The organism is Prauserella sp. PE36 (genome assembly GCF_003311655.1).
In the GTDB taxonomy this organism is placed as follows: Bacteria; Actinomycetota; Actinomycetes; order Mycobacteriales; family Pseudonocardiaceae; genus Prauserella_A; species Prauserella_A endophytica.
The window spans coordinates 1-17,904 of record NZ_QEQT01000082.1; the positions used below are offsets into that span (position 1 = coordinate 1).

At 69.6% G+C, this 17,904-nt stretch carries 15 protein-coding genes; 10 read left to right on the top strand and 5 right to left on the bottom strand.

Annotated features, from left to right (window positions below; translation table 11 throughout):
- The 4 genes from cofG to DI005_RS22490 all read right to left on the bottom strand — a co-directional run.
- A partial coding sequence (cofG, locus tag DI005_RS22475; RefSeq protein WP_233520276.1) for a 7,8-didemethyl-8-hydroxy-5-deazariboflavin synthase CofG occupies positions 1-1,683 on the bottom strand: 1,683 nt, incomplete at its 3' end.
- A gap of 43 nt (positions 1,684-1,726) precedes the next feature.
- Positions 1,727-2,356 carry a 2-phospho-L-lactate guanylyltransferase gene (cofC, locus tag DI005_RS22480; protein ID WP_158559873.1) on the bottom strand — a complete coding sequence of 210 codons (630 nt, stop codon included), beginning with the start codon at positions 2,354-2,356 and terminating at the stop codon, positions 1,727-1,729.
- Positions 2,357-2,360: 4 nt separating this feature from the next.
- Complete coding sequence (locus DI005_RS22485) at positions 2,361-3,803, bottom strand: APC family permease (RefSeq protein WP_113643444.1); 1,443 nt, start codon at positions 3,801-3,803, stop codon at positions 2,361-2,363.
- A 403-nt stretch (positions 3,804-4,206) separates the two neighbouring features.
- Positions 4,207-4,917, bottom strand: coding sequence for a TetR/AcrR family transcriptional regulator C-terminal domain-containing protein (locus DI005_RS22490; protein WP_233520277.1), 711 nt, complete (start codon positions 4,915-4,917; stop codon positions 4,207-4,209).
- A gap of 359 nt (positions 4,918-5,276) precedes the next feature.
- Between DI005_RS22490 and DI005_RS22495 the strand changes: the two genes are divergently transcribed.
- Together DI005_RS22495 and DI005_RS22500 are read left to right on the top strand one after the other, a co-directional pair.
- Positions 5,277-5,975: a PDR/VanB family oxidoreductase gene (locus tag DI005_RS22495; RefSeq protein WP_228713638.1), complete on the top strand. Its 699-nt coding sequence runs from the start codon at positions 5,277-5,279 to the stop codon at positions 5,973-5,975.
- 151 nt (positions 5,976-6,126) lie between these two features.
- Positions 6,127-6,828, top strand: coding sequence for an MSMEG_1061 family FMN-dependent PPOX-type flavoprotein (locus DI005_RS22500; RefSeq protein ID WP_113643445.1), 702 nt, complete (start codon positions 6,127-6,129; stop codon positions 6,826-6,828).
- A gap of 24 nt (positions 6,829-6,852) precedes the next feature.
- Here the strand turns inward: DI005_RS22500 and DI005_RS22505 are convergent, their stop codons facing one another.
- Entirely contained in the window at positions 6,853-7,320 is a 468-nt protein-coding gene (locus tag DI005_RS22505) for an Lrp/AsnC family transcriptional regulator (protein WP_369973613.1), read from the bottom strand.
- A gap of 139 nt (positions 7,321-7,459) precedes the next feature.
- On the opposite strand from DI005_RS22505, the gene DI005_RS22510 reads away from it, so the two are divergent.
- From DI005_RS22510 to DI005_RS22545, 8 genes are all read left to right on the top strand, one after another.
- Entirely contained in the window at positions 7,460-10,972 is a 3,513-nt protein-coding gene (locus DI005_RS22510; RefSeq protein WP_113643446.1) for an indolepyruvate ferredoxin oxidoreductase family protein, read from the top strand.
- A 20-nt stretch (positions 10,973-10,992) separates the two neighbouring features.
- The gene (locus tag DI005_RS22515; protein WP_113643447.1) at positions 10,993-12,057 is read left to right on the top strand and encodes a Glu/Leu/Phe/Val dehydrogenase; all 1,065 of its coding nucleotides are present in this window, start codon (positions 10,993-10,995) and stop codon (positions 12,055-12,057) included.
- 324 nt (positions 12,058-12,381) lie between these two features.
- Positions 12,382-13,389 carry an LLM class flavin-dependent oxidoreductase gene (locus DI005_RS22520; RefSeq protein ID WP_112273560.1) on the top strand — a complete coding sequence of 336 codons (1,008 nt, stop codon included), beginning with the start codon at positions 12,382-12,384 and terminating at the stop codon, positions 13,387-13,389.
- Between the two features lie 11 nt (positions 13,390-13,400).
- The gene (locus tag DI005_RS22525) at positions 13,401-13,850 is read left to right on the top strand and encodes a nuclear transport factor 2 family protein (RefSeq protein WP_112273558.1); all 450 of its coding nucleotides are present in this window, start codon (positions 13,401-13,403) and stop codon (positions 13,848-13,850) included.
- Positions 13,851-13,852: 2 nt separating this feature from the next.
- The gene (locus tag DI005_RS22530) at positions 13,853-14,668 is read left to right on the top strand and encodes an alpha/beta fold hydrolase (protein WP_233520278.1); all 816 of its coding nucleotides are present in this window, start codon (positions 13,853-13,855) and stop codon (positions 14,666-14,668) included.
- Positions 14,665-15,603 (top strand): DUF1028 domain-containing protein, encoded by a 939-nt coding sequence (locus DI005_RS22535; protein ID WP_113643449.1) that lies wholly within the window; start codon positions 14,665-14,667, stop codon positions 15,601-15,603. Before DI005_RS22530 ends, DI005_RS22535 begins: the two co-directional genes overlap by 4 nt.
- Positions 15,600-16,757: a M20 family metallopeptidase gene (locus DI005_RS22540; protein WP_113643450.1), complete on the top strand. Its 1,158-nt coding sequence runs from the start codon at positions 15,600-15,602 to the stop codon at positions 16,755-16,757. Before DI005_RS22535 ends, DI005_RS22540 begins: the two co-directional genes overlap by 4 nt.
- Before the next feature lie 9 nt (positions 16,758-16,766).
- A complete protein-coding gene (locus DI005_RS22545; protein ID WP_113643451.1) occupies positions 16,767-17,855 on the top strand; it encodes a DUF917 domain-containing protein in 1,089 nt (362 codons plus the stop codon).
- Positions 17,856-17,904 lie beyond the last annotated feature (49 nt).

A 17,904-nucleotide genomic window follows, 5' to 3' on the forward strand; every position in this document is an offset into this window, starting at 1 on the left:
GCAGCCCACGTAGCAGACGTTGGAGAAGTTGATGTTGCGGTTGACCACGTAGGTGATGTCGTCGCCCACCACGTCGGCGCGGAGTTCGTCGGCCAGCCGGGTCAGGGTGTCCAGCGCCGGGCCCTCGGCGGTGAGCAGCGCCATCGCCGCGGCGGTGTGGGCCGGCTCCAGCAGCGCCCCCGGGTAGTCCGCGGCCAGCCGCAGCCCCGCGCGCACGTCGGTGTCCAGCCGCTGCGGCGCGGGGTCTGACCGGCGCGTCGGCGGCAGGGTGTGCGTGGGCGCGCCGGGCACCTGTTCGCGCAGGAGGTCCCAGTCGCCGTAGACGCTGTCGAAGTCGCCGCGCCGGTCGGCGGTGCGGCCCTCGGTGTCGATCGCGGTGTGCAGGTCGGCGCGGCCGACGGTGGCCAGGCCGCCGTCGGGCTCCTGCCAGTCGCGGCCCCGCACCACGGCGCCGGGCTCGGCGAGCCCGTCGGCGGTGGCCAGCGCGGTGACGTGCGGGTGCAGCCGGACGTCGATCCACTTCTCCGCGCCGCGCACGTACTTCGGGTAGACGGTCAGCCTCTCGCGCAGCGTGAACCCGGCCTGCCGCGTCCACCCGGCCAGCTCGTCGATCCGCGGCCACGGGCGCTCGGGGTTGACATGATCCGGGGTCACCGGGGACACCCCGCCCCAGTCGTCGATGCCCGCGCGCAGCACCAGCGCGTGCTGGTCACCGACCAGGTTCGGCGGCGCCTGCACGCTCACCCCCGGCGGCATCAGCAGCCGGGCCACGGCGATCGTGGCGGCCAGCCCCTCCAGGTCGGCGTCCGGCGCCGAACGCATGGCCGTGTCCGGCTTGGCGCGGAAGTTCTGGACGATGATCTCCTGGATGTTGCGGTACTGCCGCGCGCACCGGCGCAGGGCGTGCAGCGACTCGGCCCGCTCGGTGAGCGTCTCCCCGATACCCACCAGGATGCCCGTGGTGAACGGCACCCCCACCCGACCGGCGTCATCCAGCACCCGCAGCCGCACCGCCGGCTCCTTGTCCGGGCTGCCGTAGTGCGGCATGCCCTTCTCCGACCACAACCGCCGCGCCGTGGTCTCCAGCATCATCCCCATGCTCGGCGCGACGGGCTTGAGCCGCTGCAACTCCTCCCAGCTCAGCACCCCCGGATTGAGATGCGGCAGCAAACCGGTCTCCTCCAGCACCGCGATCGCGCACGCCCGCACGTAGTCCACAGTGGAGCCATAACCACGCTCGTCCAGCCACTGCCGCGCCTGCGGCCACCGATCCTCCGGCCGATCACCCAGCGTGAACAACGCCTCCTTACAGCCCGCCGCCGCCCCCGCACGCGCGATCTCCAGCACCTCCTCCCGCTCCAGATACAACGAATGCACCTTGCCCGGAACGGTCACGAACGTGCAGTAATGACACCGATCCCGGCACAACCGGGTCAACGGAACGAAAACCTTGCGACTGTAAGTCACCACCCCCACCCGGCCCTGATCGGCCAGATGCGCCGCACGCACCCGGCCCGCCGCGGCCAACAACCCCTCCAGATCCTCCCCCCGAGCATGCAACAACACCGCCGACTCGGTCACATCAAGAGCAACACCATCCACGGCACGCTTGAGCGCGCGACGCAGCGCGGAGGCTGACGGTTTCGGGCTCGGGCACGGGCTGCCCTGCGGTGCGGTGCGCACGAAGTGGACCTTTCGCGTCGTCAAGAGGGTGGGTGTGCCGTGCTCATCGTGGGGTGGCGGGCGTTCGCTGCCGCAGTCGGCTGGTGTGCACGCCCAGGCCGTACGCCGCGGCCGACTCGAGCCCGGCGGGAGTGTCGACGTCGAGGCTGAGCGTCGGGTACTCGCCGGCCAGCCGCACCGCGCCAGCCTTCTCGTGCAGCCCTGCTGAACCCCATCCAAAGGAGGGGTTCAGCAGGACGGGGTCCGCTGCGGCGAGGAGGGTCGTCCCGGTTCCGGACGTGTCGGTGACGAAAGCTTGTCCGCCGGTGTCTACGGCGATGCGAAGTGCGTCGTCGAGCTCCGCTGATCGCAATGCGGGCAGATCGCCCACGAGTGCGGCGCACGGATCGGCGCCGAACAGGCGTCGAAGATGGTCCCGGCCGACGCGAATCGCTGTGTTGAGACCCGGAAGGGGACCTTGAGCGCAGAAGTGACAGCCGAACCGGCGGAGCGCGCGCCGTATCTCCCTGTCGTCGGTGACGACGACGATCTCGCCGACGCTCGCGCATCCCCTGATGGCGGCCACCGTGTCGAGCGCGAAGGCCCGCGCGTAGGTCCTCGCGTCGAGTCCACCTCGGCGCAACCGGCTTTTCGCGCTGTTCAGCTCCTTAAGCGGTACGACCACGTTCCACATGCCGTCACCTCGATGGTGCTGCATCGGCGGCTTTCCCGAGAGTGCGCTGTTTCCAGGCGCCGTAGGCCGCTCCGGCGACGAGCAGAAGCGGCAGGAAGTTGATCCATGGGTCTTCGGTTCCCGTAACGCTGCTGAAATTGAGAATGATCAGTACCTCGCAGCCTGCCAGTGCCAAGCCGGCTATCGCTGGTGCGATCCGGGTCGCCCACAACGAGCCGTTCAGTCGTCCCCTGGCAGCGGCGACGATCACGCTGACGCAGACCGCTGTCATCAGCAGCACGATGCCGAGAGAGTTGTGCCCGGCGACCGCGGGCAGAAGCCCCGCGAACACCGACGTGCCGGTCAGTGCGAACGGCGCGAGGACCAACATGGTCAATGCGATCTGCGTGCAGATGCTCACGCGAGGCAGGTTTCTCGGTCCGTAGGCCCGAGACAGGGAATCCGGAAGCAGGGAAGAGCGGCCGAGCGAGAACAGGTACCGTGTCGCGACGGCGTGCATGGAAATCGCCGCACCGACGAGACTCGCCGTGACAACGAAGTAGAGAACCGGACCTGACCAGTCTCCGAGGTAGGTCACGAATACCGTGCCGAGGAGCGTGTCGGGGTTGGCGCGAGCGGCAGCCCCGACATCGTCGACCGCGGCTGTGACGGCCCAGGTGCCCGCGGCGTAGGCGAACGTGAGGGCGAAGAGCACGAGGTAGGTCGCTCGGGACACCATCTGCCGTGGCTTCTTCCCTTCCTCCCCGTACGCCGCCGCTGACTCGAAGCCGGTGAAGATCAGGACCAGAAGGGCAATGGAGAGATAGACCCCGTCGTTCGAGAGGGCCGCGGGTGACAGAACGTCGAACGAGAACCCGCCAGGATTCTGCACGAGAACCGCCACCACCAGTACGGCGAAGAGAGCGAACTGCGCGGTGCAGATGATACTGGTGAATCGGGCCAGGCTGGCGATCCCGCGAAGGGAGAGCGCCGCGACCAACATCAGGATGAGCAGAGTGTAGATCCACCACGGCAGGTCGATGCCTGCGTATGTCGCAAGGCCGATCCCGAGGAAGTGCCCGCCGAGGGCGGCGAATGCGGCGGCGGCGACGTTGTACAGGATGGTGGCGATAATGGCACCACTCGCCCCGATCGTACGACCGAGTCCGTGCGCGATATAGGCATACAACGCTCCCGCATTGACCACGGTTCGGCTGAGCGCGGTGTACGCGGTGGCGAAGAGCGTCAACACCACGGCGATGAGAACGATCACGAGTACGGTGCTCTGGCCGACGCCAAAGCCGAGGCTCAGCGCGATATTGGAGCTGAGGCTGGTGAGCGGCGCTGCGCCCGCCAGCACCATGATCGCCACACCCGTCGCGCCGATCGCGCCGCGTTCAAGCGAAGCGGTTTTCTCTGCGGACGAGGGCGGATCGAGCTTCTCGCTCGTCGGGGGATCGGGTCGCATGTGCTCGCCTCCGTTGGCTTGAAACACGCTGGGTTCAGCACCGGAATTCCCGCCACGCACCGGACCCGGGCCCGGGTCACATCTTCGAGAAGGGCGAGAATCCGACCTTGATTCCGTGCTGGTGCGACTGCATTGGCCCGGCCCGGGGTCCGTCTGTCAACCTGTCCATGCGATGCCGGCGCGGTTGTGAACATATGGCCTGCGAGACTGATCGCGCATCGACCGATTCGCCAAACCGCGAGGACCCGCTTTTGTGCACCGAGCACACGCGGTGGCTCCCGGCCGGGATGATCCATCGACCACTCCTGATCGTCCGGCACCGGACAGGTCAGGGCAGCCGAGGCGAAGAAGGACGCTCCACCGAGCGCGGGGCCTCACTCGGGCACCGGCGCTCCAAGGTGGACTATCGCCGCGTGCGCACCCGCCCGCGGTCCCTGGCGCCCGCGGTTTTCTTCCTCGACACGCCTTCAGCCTTCAGCTGTGAGCGCATGCCCTCGAGCAGGAGCTCCAGTCCGAAGGCGAATCGCCCGTCGAAGTCGAGCAGGCGCTCAGCCGGGCTGGCCTGGAGATGCGGATGTTCATCAGCGCGGAGGACCTCCGCGAGGGTACCTACCTCACCACCGGAGGCCCCCTGCTGTTCGAGAGCCTCGCCCAGTACGAAGCAGAAGACCGAACTCGTGGCCCACAGTGCGCGTTCGCGAGCGAAACCGGCGTCCTGCATACAACCGACGAGGGTGTCGATGTACGTCAGGTTGTTTCGCTTTGCGGCGTAGTTGCCTCCGACGATGCGAGCACCGTCGCGCTGCGAGAGCAAGGCCGCCCGAAGTCCTGCGGCGAGGCTTCTGACCCTGCTCATCCAATCGGAGTTGTCAGTGTGGGCATTCGACAAGGCCCTTCCGAGGATCGCCTCGGCCATCTCATCGATGAGTGCGTCCTTGTTGTCGAAAAGCCGATAGATCGTCGGAAGGTGCGCGCCGAGGCTGGTGGCCAGTCGGCGCATCGTGAGTGACTCCAGGCCGCCAGCGTCGACGAGCTCCAGGGCCTCCTGCACGACCTGGTCCGCACGAATCGCGGCCACCCCGTCTCGCGCGCGGCGCGTTGCCTCCGTTGACACGTTAACGATGTTATCACTACACTTCCCGGCCTATCCAGTAACACTGTTAACGAAGCGAGCCTCTAATGACGCAGCTCAGCGAACTGACAGCTGGAACACCCAAGCGGCAATCGTCGGCCTCCTCCCCGCTGGAAGTTGTGGCTTCCCAGCTCCGGTGGGAGGCGGAAGGCGTGGTCTCACTGCAGCTCCGGTCGCGAACGGGGGAGCGGCTTCCCCGGTGGGAACCGGGAGCGCACGTCGATCTCATTCTGCCGACGGGGATCGAGCGGCAGTATTCCTTGTGCGGCCCAGTCGATGACCCATCCTGCTATCAGCTGGGTGTCCGGCGAGAACGAACCAGTCGCGGTGGATCGGAGTACGTGCACGCTTTCCTGCGCCCAGGTCAGCCGCTACTGCTCAAAGGGCCACGGAGCAACTTCGGCTTCCGGCGAGCCGGGTCGTATCTGTTCATCGCCGGCGGTATCGGGATCACGCCTATTCTGCCCATGGTGCGTCAAGCCCAGTCCTGGGGCGCGGATTGGCAACTGCTGTACGGCGGTCATACCGCGGACTCGATGCCCTTCCTGGAAGAACTTCGTGAGTACGGTCCACGTGTGCGCGTCTTTCCTGCGGACACGGTGGGTCGCATTCCACTGACCGAGGTTGTCGCGCAGGTCCGGCCGGAGCTGGAGATCTTCGCCTGCGGCCCCGAGTCGCTGATCTCCGCTCTGAACGAGGCCACCGCGCATTGGCCCGCGGGCTCCGTGCACGTCGAACGCTTCAAGTCACGTCCGCGCGTGCGCTCGGAGGACACGCCCTTCGAGGTGGTGTGTGCGGCCTCGGGCAGGACTGTCGAGGTGCCGGCCGGCCGGAGCATCCTCAATGCTCTGGAGGAGGCGGGAATCCGGTCGGCGGCCTCGTGCCGATCCGGGCTCTGTGGCTCCTGCGATACCGCCGTGCTCGACGGCGTGCCCGATCATCGCGACGAGATTCTTTCCGAGAGCGATCGCGCCGCCGGTGATCGGATGTTCATCTGTGTGTCCCGTGCACGGACACCGCGGCTCGTGCTCGACCTCTAGTGCCCCCCGCCGGAAGTTCGCCAGGACGAACTGGCGCCTTGCCAGCGGAAACCTGGATCCACCGACTCAAGCAACAGACTTCCGGCGGAGGACACTGGATGCTCTTGTCCATTTTGCTCTCGCCAATCGGAGCAGTGCGAGGAGAACAGAGATGAAGACAGTCCACATCCCTCAGGGCCCGCCGAGTCCGGCCCGTACCGCGGCTGACTCGTATTCGCCGATCACCATGGAGCGAGTCCGCGAGGTGATCGGGTATCCGGAGCGGTTCATCGCGGAAAAGAAGGAACCGAAGCTGGGTGAGTTCACGGCTCGGTTCATCGCCCACAGCCCGTTCTTCTGCATGGCCACTGTGGGAGCCGACGGGTGGCTCGATGCGAGCCCGAAGGGGGATCCTCCCGGCTCGGTCAGGATTCTGGACGAGTGGACGCTCGCGATACCTGATCGGCCCGGAAACAAGCTTGCCGAGACCTTCGAGAACATCACCCACAATCCAGCGGTCGGCCTCGTGTTCTTCGTTCCGGGTCTCCGAGAGGTGATCCGGGTGAACGGTGACGCGTTCATCACCGATGACCCGGACCTGCTCGACATGCTCGGCGCGGACGGGAAACCAGCTGTGCTGGCGACGGTCGTCCGCATTCGCGAGGTGTTCGGCCAATGCGGCAAGGCGGTCATCCGGTCGAAGCTCTGGGAAGGTGACCAGCGGGGACTGGCCGACGCGGTGACGTTGGGCGGGGACTTCTACACCCTGACCATCGCAGAGAACGCCCGGAAGATGGCGGAGAACCTCGGCGACCTCGTCGCCGGCGGCCTTTACGACGTCATCGACGAGCACTACAAGCATCACCTGTACTAGTGCTCCTCGCGACTGGGTGAGCGCTCAGCCCCGCCTCACCCAGGAGCCAAGGACCATCAAGGTCTTCGTGCCGGTGACGGTCCCTGTGCGGCGCAAGGTGTCGATCACCTCCTGCAGGTGCGCGATGTCGCGCACACGGACCTGGATCAGGGCGTCAGGATCACCGGCGATGGTGTGAATGGCTTGCACCTCGGGCATCTTCGCCGTGGTCGCGACGATCTCGGTGACCTTGGTCGTGCCGACATAGCGCACCTCGGTGAACGCCTCCACGCCCATGCCGAGCTTGGCGTGGTCGATCTGCACCGTGAAGCCCGTGATGACGCCGTTCTCGCGGAGCCGGTCGACGCGCCGCTTGACGGCGGCGACCGACAGCCCCAGCATCGGCGCCATCTCGGAGTAGCTCCGGCGCCCGTCCTCCTGCAGCAGCTTCAGTAGCTGCCGGTCGGCGTCGTCCACCTCGACCATCGCGTCGCTCATCTTGCCGCCAGCCATGCAAAGAGTCTCGGCGATAAGTCGCTTCTGGTCAATTTCTTTGCGTCCTGTGCCTGATCAATGGCTGATTGCTTGTGTCACGCGGCTCCTCCGGGTGTGATCGGTCGACCACCACCACGGCGTGAGGACGGAGCCCGAAGTGAGCACTGCGCGCACTGATGTGAGCCTCGACGACAAGTACGTCGCCGACGACGGCCGGGTCCTGCTCTCCGGGGTCCAGGCCCTGATCCGGCTGACACTCGAACAACGACGGCTCGACGAGGCGCGTGGCCTGAACACTCGTGTGTTCGTTTCCGGATACCAGGGGTCACCTCTGGGCGGAGTAGACCTGGAAATGGGACGCGCGAAGCGGTTCCTGGAGCCGGCCGGTGTCGTGTTCCGTCCAGGGGTCAACGAGGAACTCGCCGCGACCGCCGTTGCCGGAACCCAGCTTCTCGGGCAGCTGCCCGGTCGGCGGCATGACGGCGTCACCGGTTTCTGGTACGGCAAGAACCCGGGCCTCGACCGCGCGGCTGATGCCATCCGGCATGGCAACGTCGCCGGCACGGCCGCGTTCGGTGGTGCGGTGGCGTGGATCGGCGACGACCCGGCGAGCAAGTCCTCGACCGTGCCGAGCTCGTGCGAGCCGATGGCGCAGAGCCTTTCCATGCCTCTGCTGGCGCCGGGTACGGTCCCGGAGATCATCGAGCTGGGCCTGCATGCCGTCGCGATGTCGCGTGCGACCGGCCTGTGGAGCGGACTGAAGATCGTCGCCGATGTCGCCGACGCGTCCGCCACCATCAGCGCCGACGCACTGCGGCACGGAATTCCTCACCCGCCGCAAGCCGACCGGGGTGCCCCACCGACGCTGGTGGGCCCCGCATCGTTGGACGCGGAGCACGACATGCTCACCCGCCGGCTCGACCTCGCCCGGGCGTACGCCAGGGAAACGGGGCTCAACCAGGTCACGTTCTCCGCGCGGCGAGCCCGCCTTGGGATTCTGGCCTCGGGCACGGGATACGCCGTCGTCCAGCGTGCCCTCGACGACCTGGGGCTGGGCGAGGCCGAGCTGGAGGCGCTCGGTGTGCGGCTGATCCGGCTGGCGATGCCGTTCCCGGTCGACGCCGGCGCGCTGGCCGAGCTGACCTCCGGGCTGGAGGAGGTGCTGGTCGTCGAGGACAAGACGCCGTTCCTGGAAGGTCATCTCAAGGACGCGTTGTACCGGCGGCCGGACGCGCCGCGCGTCGTCGGGCGCCGTGACGAGCGTGACCGGCCCCTGCTGTCCGCGCGGGGAACCCTCGGCGCCGAGGACGTGGCACGGGCCTTGAGCACGCGCATCACCACCGTCGCGGGACCGGACGGGCTCCCCCCGAGTGCACAGTCCCGCCTGGCCGCGATGCGCCGGCGACGCGCGCGCATCGCGCTGCCGACCGTCTCGACGGCGCGCACGCCCTACTTCTGTTCGGGCTGCCCGCACAACACGTCCACGCGCACCGACGATGACACGCTGGTCGGCGTCGGCATCGGCTGCCACACGATGATCGCCCTCGACCAGAGTGGACGTGGCCACCAGATCGGGTTGACCCAGATGGGCGGTGAGGGCGCGCAGTGGATCGGGCTGGCGCCGTTCACCGACGACCGGCATTTCGTGCAGAATCTCGGTGACGGCACGTTCCACCACTCGGGTTCCCTGGCGATCCGCGCGGCGGTCGCGGCCGGAGTCACGATCACCTACAAGCTGCTCTACAACGATGCCGTCGCGATGACCGGCGGCCAGCGCGCCGAGGGCAGGCTCGCCGTTCCCGAGCTCACCCGGTTGCTGGCCGCGGAGGGGGTACGCCGCGTAGTGGTGACGACAGACGACCCCGCCCGCTACCGCGGCGTCCGGCTCGACCCCATCGCTACCGTCCGCCACCGCGACGACTTCGCCGCCGCCGAACGTGAGCTCGCCGACGTCGACGGTGTCACCGTGCTGATCCACGACGACCGGTGCGCGGCGGAGGAACGGCGGCTGCGCAAACGCGGCCAGCTGCCCACGCCCGCGGAGAAGGTGGTGATCAACGAACGGGTCTGCGAGGGCTGCGGTGACTGCGGCGACGTGTCGACCTGCCTGTCGGTCCAGCCCGTCGAGACCGAGTTCGGCCGCAAGACCCGCATTCATCAAGCCTCGTGCAACTCCGACTTCTCCTGCCTGAAAGGCGACTGCCCCTCGTTCCTGCTCGTCGAGCCCCGGAGTCCCGTGTCGCGCGCGGTGCCCGAGCTGCCGATACGTCTCGTCGAGCCCGAGCAGCGGTTCGGCGGGGAAGGCGTGCTGATTCGCATGCCCGGAATCGGCGGCACCGGTGTGGTGACGGTGTCCCAGATCCTGCAGATGGCGGCCCACCTCGACGGCCAGTTCGCCGCCGGGCTCGACCAGACCGGCCTGGCGCAGAAGGGCGGACCGGTGGTGTCGGACGTGCGGATCGCCAAGGAACCCATTCGCGGGTCCGTTCGCGCGGCCCGCGGCACGGTCGACGTCCTGCTGGGACTGGACCTGCTCGGCGTCGCCGACGAGAGCAACCTCGCCACCGCGTGCCCGGACCGCACGATCGCGGTGGTGAGCACGTCGCTGGTGCCGACGGCGGCGATGGTCACCAACCGGGTGGCGCTGCCCGGCTCACCGGACGACGCCGTGCAGCGCATCGCCGAAGCGACCCGTCACGAGCGGAACCTTTACCTGGACGCACAGCGGCTGGCGGAACTCCTGTTCGGAGACCACATGCCCACGAACATGTTGCTCATCGGCGCCGCCTATCAGCACGGGTGCATCCCGATCGCCGCCGAGGCGATCGAGCAGGCCATCCGCCTCAACGGCGCCGGGGTGGAGAAAGCGCTCGCGGCCTTCCGCTGGGGCCGGGCCGCAGTCCTCGACGCCGAGGCGGTGGCCGCCGCCCTCACGCCGTCAGCGCGGGCGACCGTCGAGGTCGACGCCGCCTCGAAGGCGATCGTCGAGCACACGACGGCGGCACGCGGCGAGCTGGCGGACGCCCTCGCGAGCCGGGTCGCCGACCTGACCGGTTATCAGGACCGTGCCCTCGCCCGCCGCTATGCCGACGAGGTGGACCGGGTCCTGAAGCAGGCGACGCGGGTGGCCGGACCACAGGCCGGAGAGCGGATCGGCCTGGCCTACGCGCGGGGCCTGCACAAGTTGCTGGCGTACAAGGACGAGTACGAGGTCGCCCGGCTGCATCTCGACGGCGTGGAGAAAGCGCGCCGCGATGCCGAGTTCGGTCCCGACGCCAAGGTCTCGGTGCTCCTGCACCCGCCGGTTCTGCGCGCACTCGGCGTCAACCGCAAGATCCGTCTCACCCGCACGTCCGGCCCCGCGTTCCGCGCGCTGCGCGCCGGTCGCAGGCTTCGCGGCACGCGGCTGGACCCGTTCGGCTACGCCCGTGTCCGCCGGGTGGAGCGCCGCCTGATCGAGGAGTACCGGCAGCTGATGGGCCAGGCACTGTCCTATCTCGACGAACACAACATCGACCTCGTCGTCGAACTCGCGGAGCTGCCCGATGTCGTCCGCGGCTACGAGGAGATCAAGCTGCGCAACGTCGCCGTGTTCCGTGAACGCGCGGCGGCCCTGCTGAGCCGGATCGCGGCCGGCACACCCGCCGGAACCGAACGGGAACAGCCCTGAGAGCACCCACGGAGACCTTCATGACAGCCACGACATCCCACGAAGGCATGTCGATCACGTCGATCGAGTCCGCCAGCCACGAGGAGATCCGCTACTGCCACGACCAGCGGACGGGGCTGCGCGCCATCGTCGCCATCCACGACACCACGCTCGGCCCGGCACTGGGCGGGACCCGGTTCCGGTCCTATCCCGACGTAGAGAGCGCACTGGAGGACGCTCGCAGGCTCAGCGAGGGGATGACGTACAAGGCGGCGGTGGCAGGCCTCGACCTTGGCGGCGGCAAGGCGGTCATCATCGGCGATCCAGCGACCGTCAAGACCCCTCGGCTGCTCGAGGCCTACGGCCGGTTCGTCGACTCCCTCGGCGGCCGCTACATCACGGCGTGTGATGTCGGGACGACGTCGCAGGACATGGACGTGATCAGCGGGACCACCCGGCATGTCGTCGCCCGCACCGAGACGGCGGGCGGGCTGGGGGACAGCGGATACTCCACCGCGTACGGCGTTTTCGCGAGCCTGCGCGCGGCCGTCGCGTACTCGACGGGACAAGACGATCTCGGCGGCGTCCGCGTCGGTGTCGAGGGAGCGGGCAAGGTCGGTTCACACCTGATCGGCCTCCTGCTCGACGACGGTGCCTCCGTGCTGTTCAGCGAACCGAACGGCGTGGTACGGACGCGGCTGCTCGAGAGGCACCCCGGGATCACGCACACCGAGTCCGTGCTCGACGCGGACGTCGACGTGTACGCGCCGTGCGCGCTCGGAGCCACGCTGTCGCCCAGCTCTGCCGAGGCCATCACCGCACGGATCGTCTGCGGCGCCGCGAACAACCAGCTCGCCGACCCCGGCGTCGTGTTCCGGTTGGCCGCTCGCGGCATCGTCTGGGTTCCCGACTACGTGGCGAATGCCGGAGGCCTTGTCCAGGTTGCCGTCGAGCGCGCCGGCGGCACGCTCGGCCAGGCCCGGACGCGTATCGGGAAGCTGACCGGGTTCGTGGACGAGATCCTCCGGACGGCGGCCGCGGACGCCGTCACGCCCGGCCAGGCCGCGCTCCGGATCGCCGAGCGACGCTTGCGCAAGGCGGCGTAGCGGCCCGCGACCTCAGCGCCGCGCTCGCCCTGTTCGGCACCGACGTCGGCTCGGTGCCACGACGGCGGCCGTCGGTCCATCGAACTCCCCATTCTCACCGGAGCCTTCCCACGCGGTCGTCCCGGCGTCGCGGCGTGCCGGACGGCGCCGACCGGTGTTCCGCGCCGCATCTCGTGCCGGATCTGCCACGCGTGCACCGTGCACAGTGGTCTGTTCGCGGGTTCGTCGTCGTGGCCGAAGCGAAGGAACGGGGCTGGTTCCTAACGTTGGGGCAGGCCCGACGAGAGGACCCGGCAGGCCGCCCACACGACAGGAGTCTTTCTCATGACCTACCCCCTCCGCAGCCGGCTGGGAGTGTTGCTAGGCAGCACCACCCCGCCAGAACAGATCGGCAAGCTCGCCGCGGACGCGGAGTCCGCCGGGTACGGCGAGTTGTGGCTCCCGGAGGACTACTTCTTCCTTGGCGGGGTCGCCGGCGCCGCGATCGCTCTCGGCGCCACGACGCGGATTCCGGTGGGTATCGGAGTCGTCTCCTCGGTGGTCCGGCATCCGGCCCTGCTCGCCATGGAGATCGGGACGCTTGCGCGCGCCTACCCCGGCAGGCTGATCCCCGGCATCGGACACGGTGTTCCCGGGTGGACGGCGCAGATGGGGCTGACCCAGAAGTCCCCGATGAGCGCCCTGCGCGAAACGCTGACCGGTGTCAGAGCGCTGCTCAAGGGGGAGACGGTGGACGAAACCGGGCGGTTCGCCACCTTCCGGCAGGTCGCGCTCACGCACCCGGTCCCCGAGCCCGTGCCGCTGTTCACGGGCGTGCTCGGGGACAAGGGCCTGGAGCTGACCGGACGCCTCGCGGACGGACTGCTGGTCAGCGCGCTCGCGCCGGTGGAGTACGTGCGTGCCGCGCGGCAGAAACTGGACGCCGCCGCCGCTGCCGCCGGGCGCACCGAACGCATCACGATCAGCGTGCTGGCCGCCGCCAACGTCACGAGGGACCCGAGCCAGGTGGCCGCCGCGAGGGACGCGCTCAGGCCGGTGCTGGCCTTCTATCTCGCCGCGACCGGCCCCACGCCGTTGTTCGGCGCCGTCGGAGCCAACGAGCAGCTCGCGGACATGCTCTCCCGCGGCGGCCCAGAGGTCGTCGCCGCTGAGATGCCGGACGAGTGGCTCGACATCTTCGGCGTCGTCGGTGACCAGGAGGCGGCGCGGTCCCGCCTCAAGGAGTACCTCGACGCCGGTGCGGACAACGTCTCCATCGCCACCGTGGTCGCCGAGGGAGCGGACGAGACCCTCGCCGCCGTCGGCGAGCTGACCAGTGAGTTCATCTACTGAAAGGGCACGACATGAGCACTGACCTCGAACAGATCCTTGCCGTTCACCGGGGCTGGTACGAGTCGAACGTCGGGCTGGTCGCCGACGCGATGTTGCCGTACTTCCCGTCCGGGGACGGCTACCACCAGTTCAACACCAACGGCCACACCTACCACGGTGTGATGGACAAGCACCGGCTGTGGGTGAACGCGCAGAAGCTGGGCGTGAACATCACCGCGATCAAGGACGTCGCCGACCCCGACGTGCAGATCTTCGGCGACGTGGCGCTGCTGACGGCCGAGGGTGTGGCGGAGATGGTGCTGCCGACCCCCGATGGCGGGCTGTCGGAGCCGGCCCAGACGCCGTTCCGGGCGACCGAGTTCTACCGGCGCGACGACGGCAACGGGAAGCCGGAGTGGCGGATCTGGCACATGCACGCCAGCGTCGCCGACAAGGTGATGCCGAAGTACGGGACCGAATGACGATGGCGCTGGAAAGCCTCAGCGTCGACGGGCAGGCGGGCCGGCTCTCGGTGTTGCGCACCACCGACGCCCGGCACGGCGATCCGCTCGTCCTCATCCATCCCATCAACTCCGCCGCAGTGGTCTGGACCGATGTCGCCGCTCGCATCGATCGGCCCGTCGTGGCCCTCGACCTTCGCGGGCACGGCGGCTCGGTGGCGGAGGGACCGTTCACCGTCGAGGAGGGGTACGTGCCGGACGTACTCGCGGTGCTCGACGGCCTCGGGCTGGACCGGGTGCATCTGGGCGGCGGTTCGCTCGGCGGCACGATCTCCGTGGCGCTGGCCGCGCTGTACCCGCAGCGGGTGCTCAGCGTGACGACGTTCGGCTCGACGCTCGGCACCGGGGTGCCCGCCGAGCAGATCGACACGATGGTCGCCGAGCTGCGGGCCAAGGGAACCGCCGGCTACTTCGCCGACCTCGTCCCGCAGGTCGTGGGCTCCGCTCACCGGGGGTCCGCTCGGGTGCGGGAGGTGATGGAGGAGGCGGTCGGAACTCGTTCGGAAGCGGTGGTCGCCGAGATCCTCCATGGAGCCTTCGGGGCCGACATCCGGCATCTCGCCGGCAAGGTCGCCGCCACCGGTATCCCCGTGGTCGCGGTGGCGGGCACCGAGGACGTCACCTGTCCACCGGAGATGTCGCGAGAGCTGGCCGAGACCACCGGCGGCACCGTGACGACGCTGGTGGGGGTCGGTCATCTGCCGATGTTGGAGGAGCCAGCCCGCGTGGTGGAGATCCTGCGAGGGAACATCGCGGCGGTCGCGGGAGCGGCCCCGTGACCTACTCGATCGTCGCTCGGGACCCCGCCACCGGGGCGCTCGGCGTCGGCACGCAGACCCACTTCTTCGGTGTCGGCGCATTGCTGCCCTGGGCGGAGGCGGGTGTCGGCGCGGTCGCCACCCAGGCCTTCGTGAACGTGGGTCACGGGCCGCATGGGCTGGAGCTGTTGCGGGCGGGGGCTTCCGCTCCCACCACTGTGGACGTTCTGGTGGAGGGAGACCCGGACTCGGCCTATCGCCAGCTCGGTGTGGTCGACGCGCGGGGCCGGGTCGGCGTCCACACGGGCGCTTCCTGTGCGCCGCATGTCGGCAGCGCCCAGGGCGAGCAGGTGACCGTGCAGGGCAACATGCTCGCCGGCCCGGAGGTGTGCCGTGCCGCGCTGGCGGCGTTCGAGTCCGCGGAGGGTGACCTCGCCGACCGGATACTGGCCGGGCTGCACGCCGCGGAGGCCCGGGGAGGTGACGTGCGCGGTTCGCAGTCGGCAGCGTTGCTGGTGGTGTCGGGCAGGCGCAGCCCGACGCCGTGGAACGAGGTGCTCGTGGATCTGCGGGTCGACGACCACGCGGACCCGCTCGCCGAGCTGTCCCGGCTGCTGCCCCGTGCGCGCGCGTTCGACGCCGTCGGCGGGGTGATGTTCGCGCGGGGCCTGGCACTCGGCCCCTTCGAGGGGGTCGGACCGGACGAGCTGGAGGACCGGCTGCGCGAGCTCGCGCACGCGGCCGAGGTCATCGGACCGGAGAACCGCGAAGCCGACTTCTGGCGCGCGGTGCTGCTGGCCCGCGCCGGGCGGTTCGAGGAGGCTGCCGCCCTTTTCGCCGAGGTCGTCGCGTTCCGGCCCGCGCTGCTGCGCTTCGCCGAGGGGCTCGCGCCGCTGGGCTTCCTCGACGACAAGGCGCTGGCGGGGCTCACCTCCGGTGCCGGGGATCGGGCATGAGCGCCTCGGCGGCCGCGGCAGCCGCGGGGGCCGTCGACGGTGGCCGGGTGACCGAGCTGGCGGCCGAGCTCATCCGGTGCGACACCCGCAATCCGCCGGGGGACGAACGGCCGGTCGTCGAGCCGCTGCGGGCGGTGCTGCGGGAGCTGGGCGCCGAGGTCGAGGTCGTGGAACCGGAGCCGGGCAGGCCGTCCGTGCTGGCCCGCATCGGTTCCGGCGATGGCCCCACTCTGCTGGTCAACGGTCATGTCGACGTGGTTCCCGTGGTCGAGTCGGAGTGGTCGGTGCCGCCGTTCGCCGGGCAGGTGCGCGATGGGCTGCTCTACGGCAGGGGAGCCTGCGACATGAAAGGGGGGATCGCCGCGGCGTTGGAGGGCGTGCGGGCCTGTCGTGACGCCGGGGTGGTTCCCCCGTCGAGCCTCGTGTTCCACCTCGTCGCCGACGAGGAGACCGGCAGCCGGGTGGGGACCGAGGCACTGGTGGCCGCGGGGCTCGTGCGTGCCGATGCCGCCGTGGTTCCCGAGCCCAGCGAGCTGCGGGTGTGTGTGGCCGAGCGGGGCTCGCTGCTCGTGGAGATCGTCGTGCGCGGGAGGGCCGCGCACGGCAGTGATCCCGCCGCCGGGCACTCCGCGGTGGCCGACGCGGCGCGGATCGTTTCCGCGTTGCACCTGGTCGACTTCGGCGCACCGGCGCATCCGCTGCTCGGCGCGCCCACCTGCAACGTCGGGACCGTTCGCGGCGGAACCGCGGCGAACATCGTGGCCTCCGAGTGCCGGCTGCGGGTGGATCGCCGGGTCCTGCCCGGCCAGACGCGCGAGGAAGCGTTGCGAACCCTGACAGAGGCGATCGACACCGCGGGCGACTTCGACTACGACATCGAGGTGCTCGCGTTCGCCGAGGGGTCGGAGCTGGACGCGGGGCACCCGTTCGTGTCCGAGGTGCGGAAGGCGGCAGGTCAGGCCCCGGTCCGCGGGTTGTACCTGGGGACGGACGCGCGGTTCCTCCGCAACCAGCTCGGCATCCCGGCCGTCGTGTACGGGCCCGGCTCGATGACCGTGGCACACGCCGCCGACGAGCACGTCTCGGTCGCCGAGCTGGCCACCGCGGCGCGCACCTTCGCCAGGTTGTACGCGACCTTCCGCGGGGGCGGTTAGGGTTCCCGGATGGAGCAGGTGGCCGAGAGCGCGATCGACGACATCGTGCGCGGGGCCGTGCATTTCGGCAGCGGGGGCGGCGGTGAACCGCACCTGGGCCGGCAGTTGCTGACGGCTGCCGTCCGCCAGTACGGGCCCGTCCCGCTCGTGCAGGCCGGATCGCTCGCCCCCGACGCTCTCGTGCTGCCCGTGGTGTCCGCGGGCGCGCCGTACGCCCTGCTGGAGAAGGCGCACGGCGTCCACGAGGCGGAGGCTCTGCGTGCGGCGGTGGAGGCCAGGGCCGGGCGGGAATGCGCCGCGGTACTTCCGGTGCAGCTCGGCAGCGCCAACGTGGCCGTCCCGCTGGCGGTCGCGGCCCGGCTCGGTCTGCCCTGCCTGGACGCCGACCTGATGCGGCGGACGCTTCCCTCGATCGACATGACGCTACTGAGATTGTCGGGGCATCCGGTGCCGCCGATCACCCTCGTCGGCTGTACCGGTGCCCTGGTGGAGTTCAGCAGCGGTGACGGCGCCGTGCTCGGCGAGCTGCTTCGGGCTGTCATGCCCGGCCTCGGGCTGGTGGCGCTGGCCAGCGCCTACGAGGTGACAGCGGGGGTCTGCGCGCGTCTGGGAGTCGACGGATCCATCAGTGACTGCGCCAGGATCGGGGCCGCGCTCGGCGCCGTCTCGCCGGGAAGCGAAGCTGGGTATGCCCCGTTCCTGCGCGCCTGCGGCGGCCGCATGCTGTGCACGGCAACGGTGGCTGAGCTCGTGCAGCATTCCACCGACGGCTGGCCGCGTGGTGTCGTCTCCCTGAACACGCCTGCAGGCTTCGCGCGGATCGACTTCCAGAACGAGAACCTGATCGTCAGCAGGTCTGGCACGGTGCTGGCGACCGTGCCGGACCTGATCTCCCTGGCGGACGCCGAGACGGGCAGCCTGTTGCAGACCACCGATCTCGCACTCGGTCAAGAGGTCCATGTCATCGCAGGCCCCGTCGACGACCGCTGGCACACGCCGGAGGGCCTGGACATGGTGGGACCGCGCGCGTTCGGCTACGCCGTCGATCCGGTTCGGTTCGACGGCACGGGCGACCTGACCGCGGCTGGTCCACGATGACGACCCCGGCGAGAACCAGGCTGCGGGTGGGTGTCGACGGAGTCCGAGC

Excerpts from the sequence above, each read along its gene's own strand:
- DI005_RS22530 (WP_233520278.1), top strand. The coding sequence starts at position 13,853 with ATGGCGCTGGAAAGCCTCAGCGTCGACGGGCAGGCGGGCCGGCTCTCG.
- DI005_RS22485 (WP_113643444.1), bottom strand. The coding sequence starts at position 3,803 with ATGCGACCCGATCCCCCGACGAGCGAGAAGCTCGATCCGCCCTCGTCC.
- DI005_RS22515 (WP_113643447.1), top strand. The coding sequence starts at position 10,993 with ATGACAGCCACGACATCCCACGAAGGCATGTCGATCACGTCGATCGAG.
- DI005_RS22540 (WP_113643450.1), top strand. The coding sequence starts at position 15,600 with ATGAGCGCCTCGGCGGCCGCGGCAGCCGCGGGGGCCGTCGACGGTGGC.
- DI005_RS22545 (WP_113643451.1), top strand. The coding sequence starts at position 16,767 with ATGGAGCAGGTGGCCGAGAGCGCGATCGACGACATCGTGCGCGGGGCC.
- DI005_RS22505 (WP_369973613.1), bottom strand. The coding sequence starts at position 7,320 with ATGGCTGGCGGCAAGATGAGCGACGCGATGGTCGAGGTGGACGACGCC.
- cofC (WP_158559873.1), bottom strand. The coding sequence starts at position 2,356 with ATGTGGAACGTGGTCGTACCGCTTAAGGAGCTGAACAGCGCGAAAAGC.
- DI005_RS22525 (WP_112273558.1), top strand. The coding sequence starts at position 13,401 with ATGAGCACTGACCTCGAACAGATCCTTGCCGTTCACCGGGGCTGGTAC.
- DI005_RS22520 (WP_112273560.1), top strand. The coding sequence starts at position 12,382 with ATGACCTACCCCCTCCGCAGCCGGCTGGGAGTGTTGCTAGGCAGCACC.
- DI005_RS22500 (WP_113643445.1), top strand. The coding sequence starts at position 6,127 with ATGAAGACAGTCCACATCCCTCAGGGCCCGCCGAGTCCGGCCCGTACC.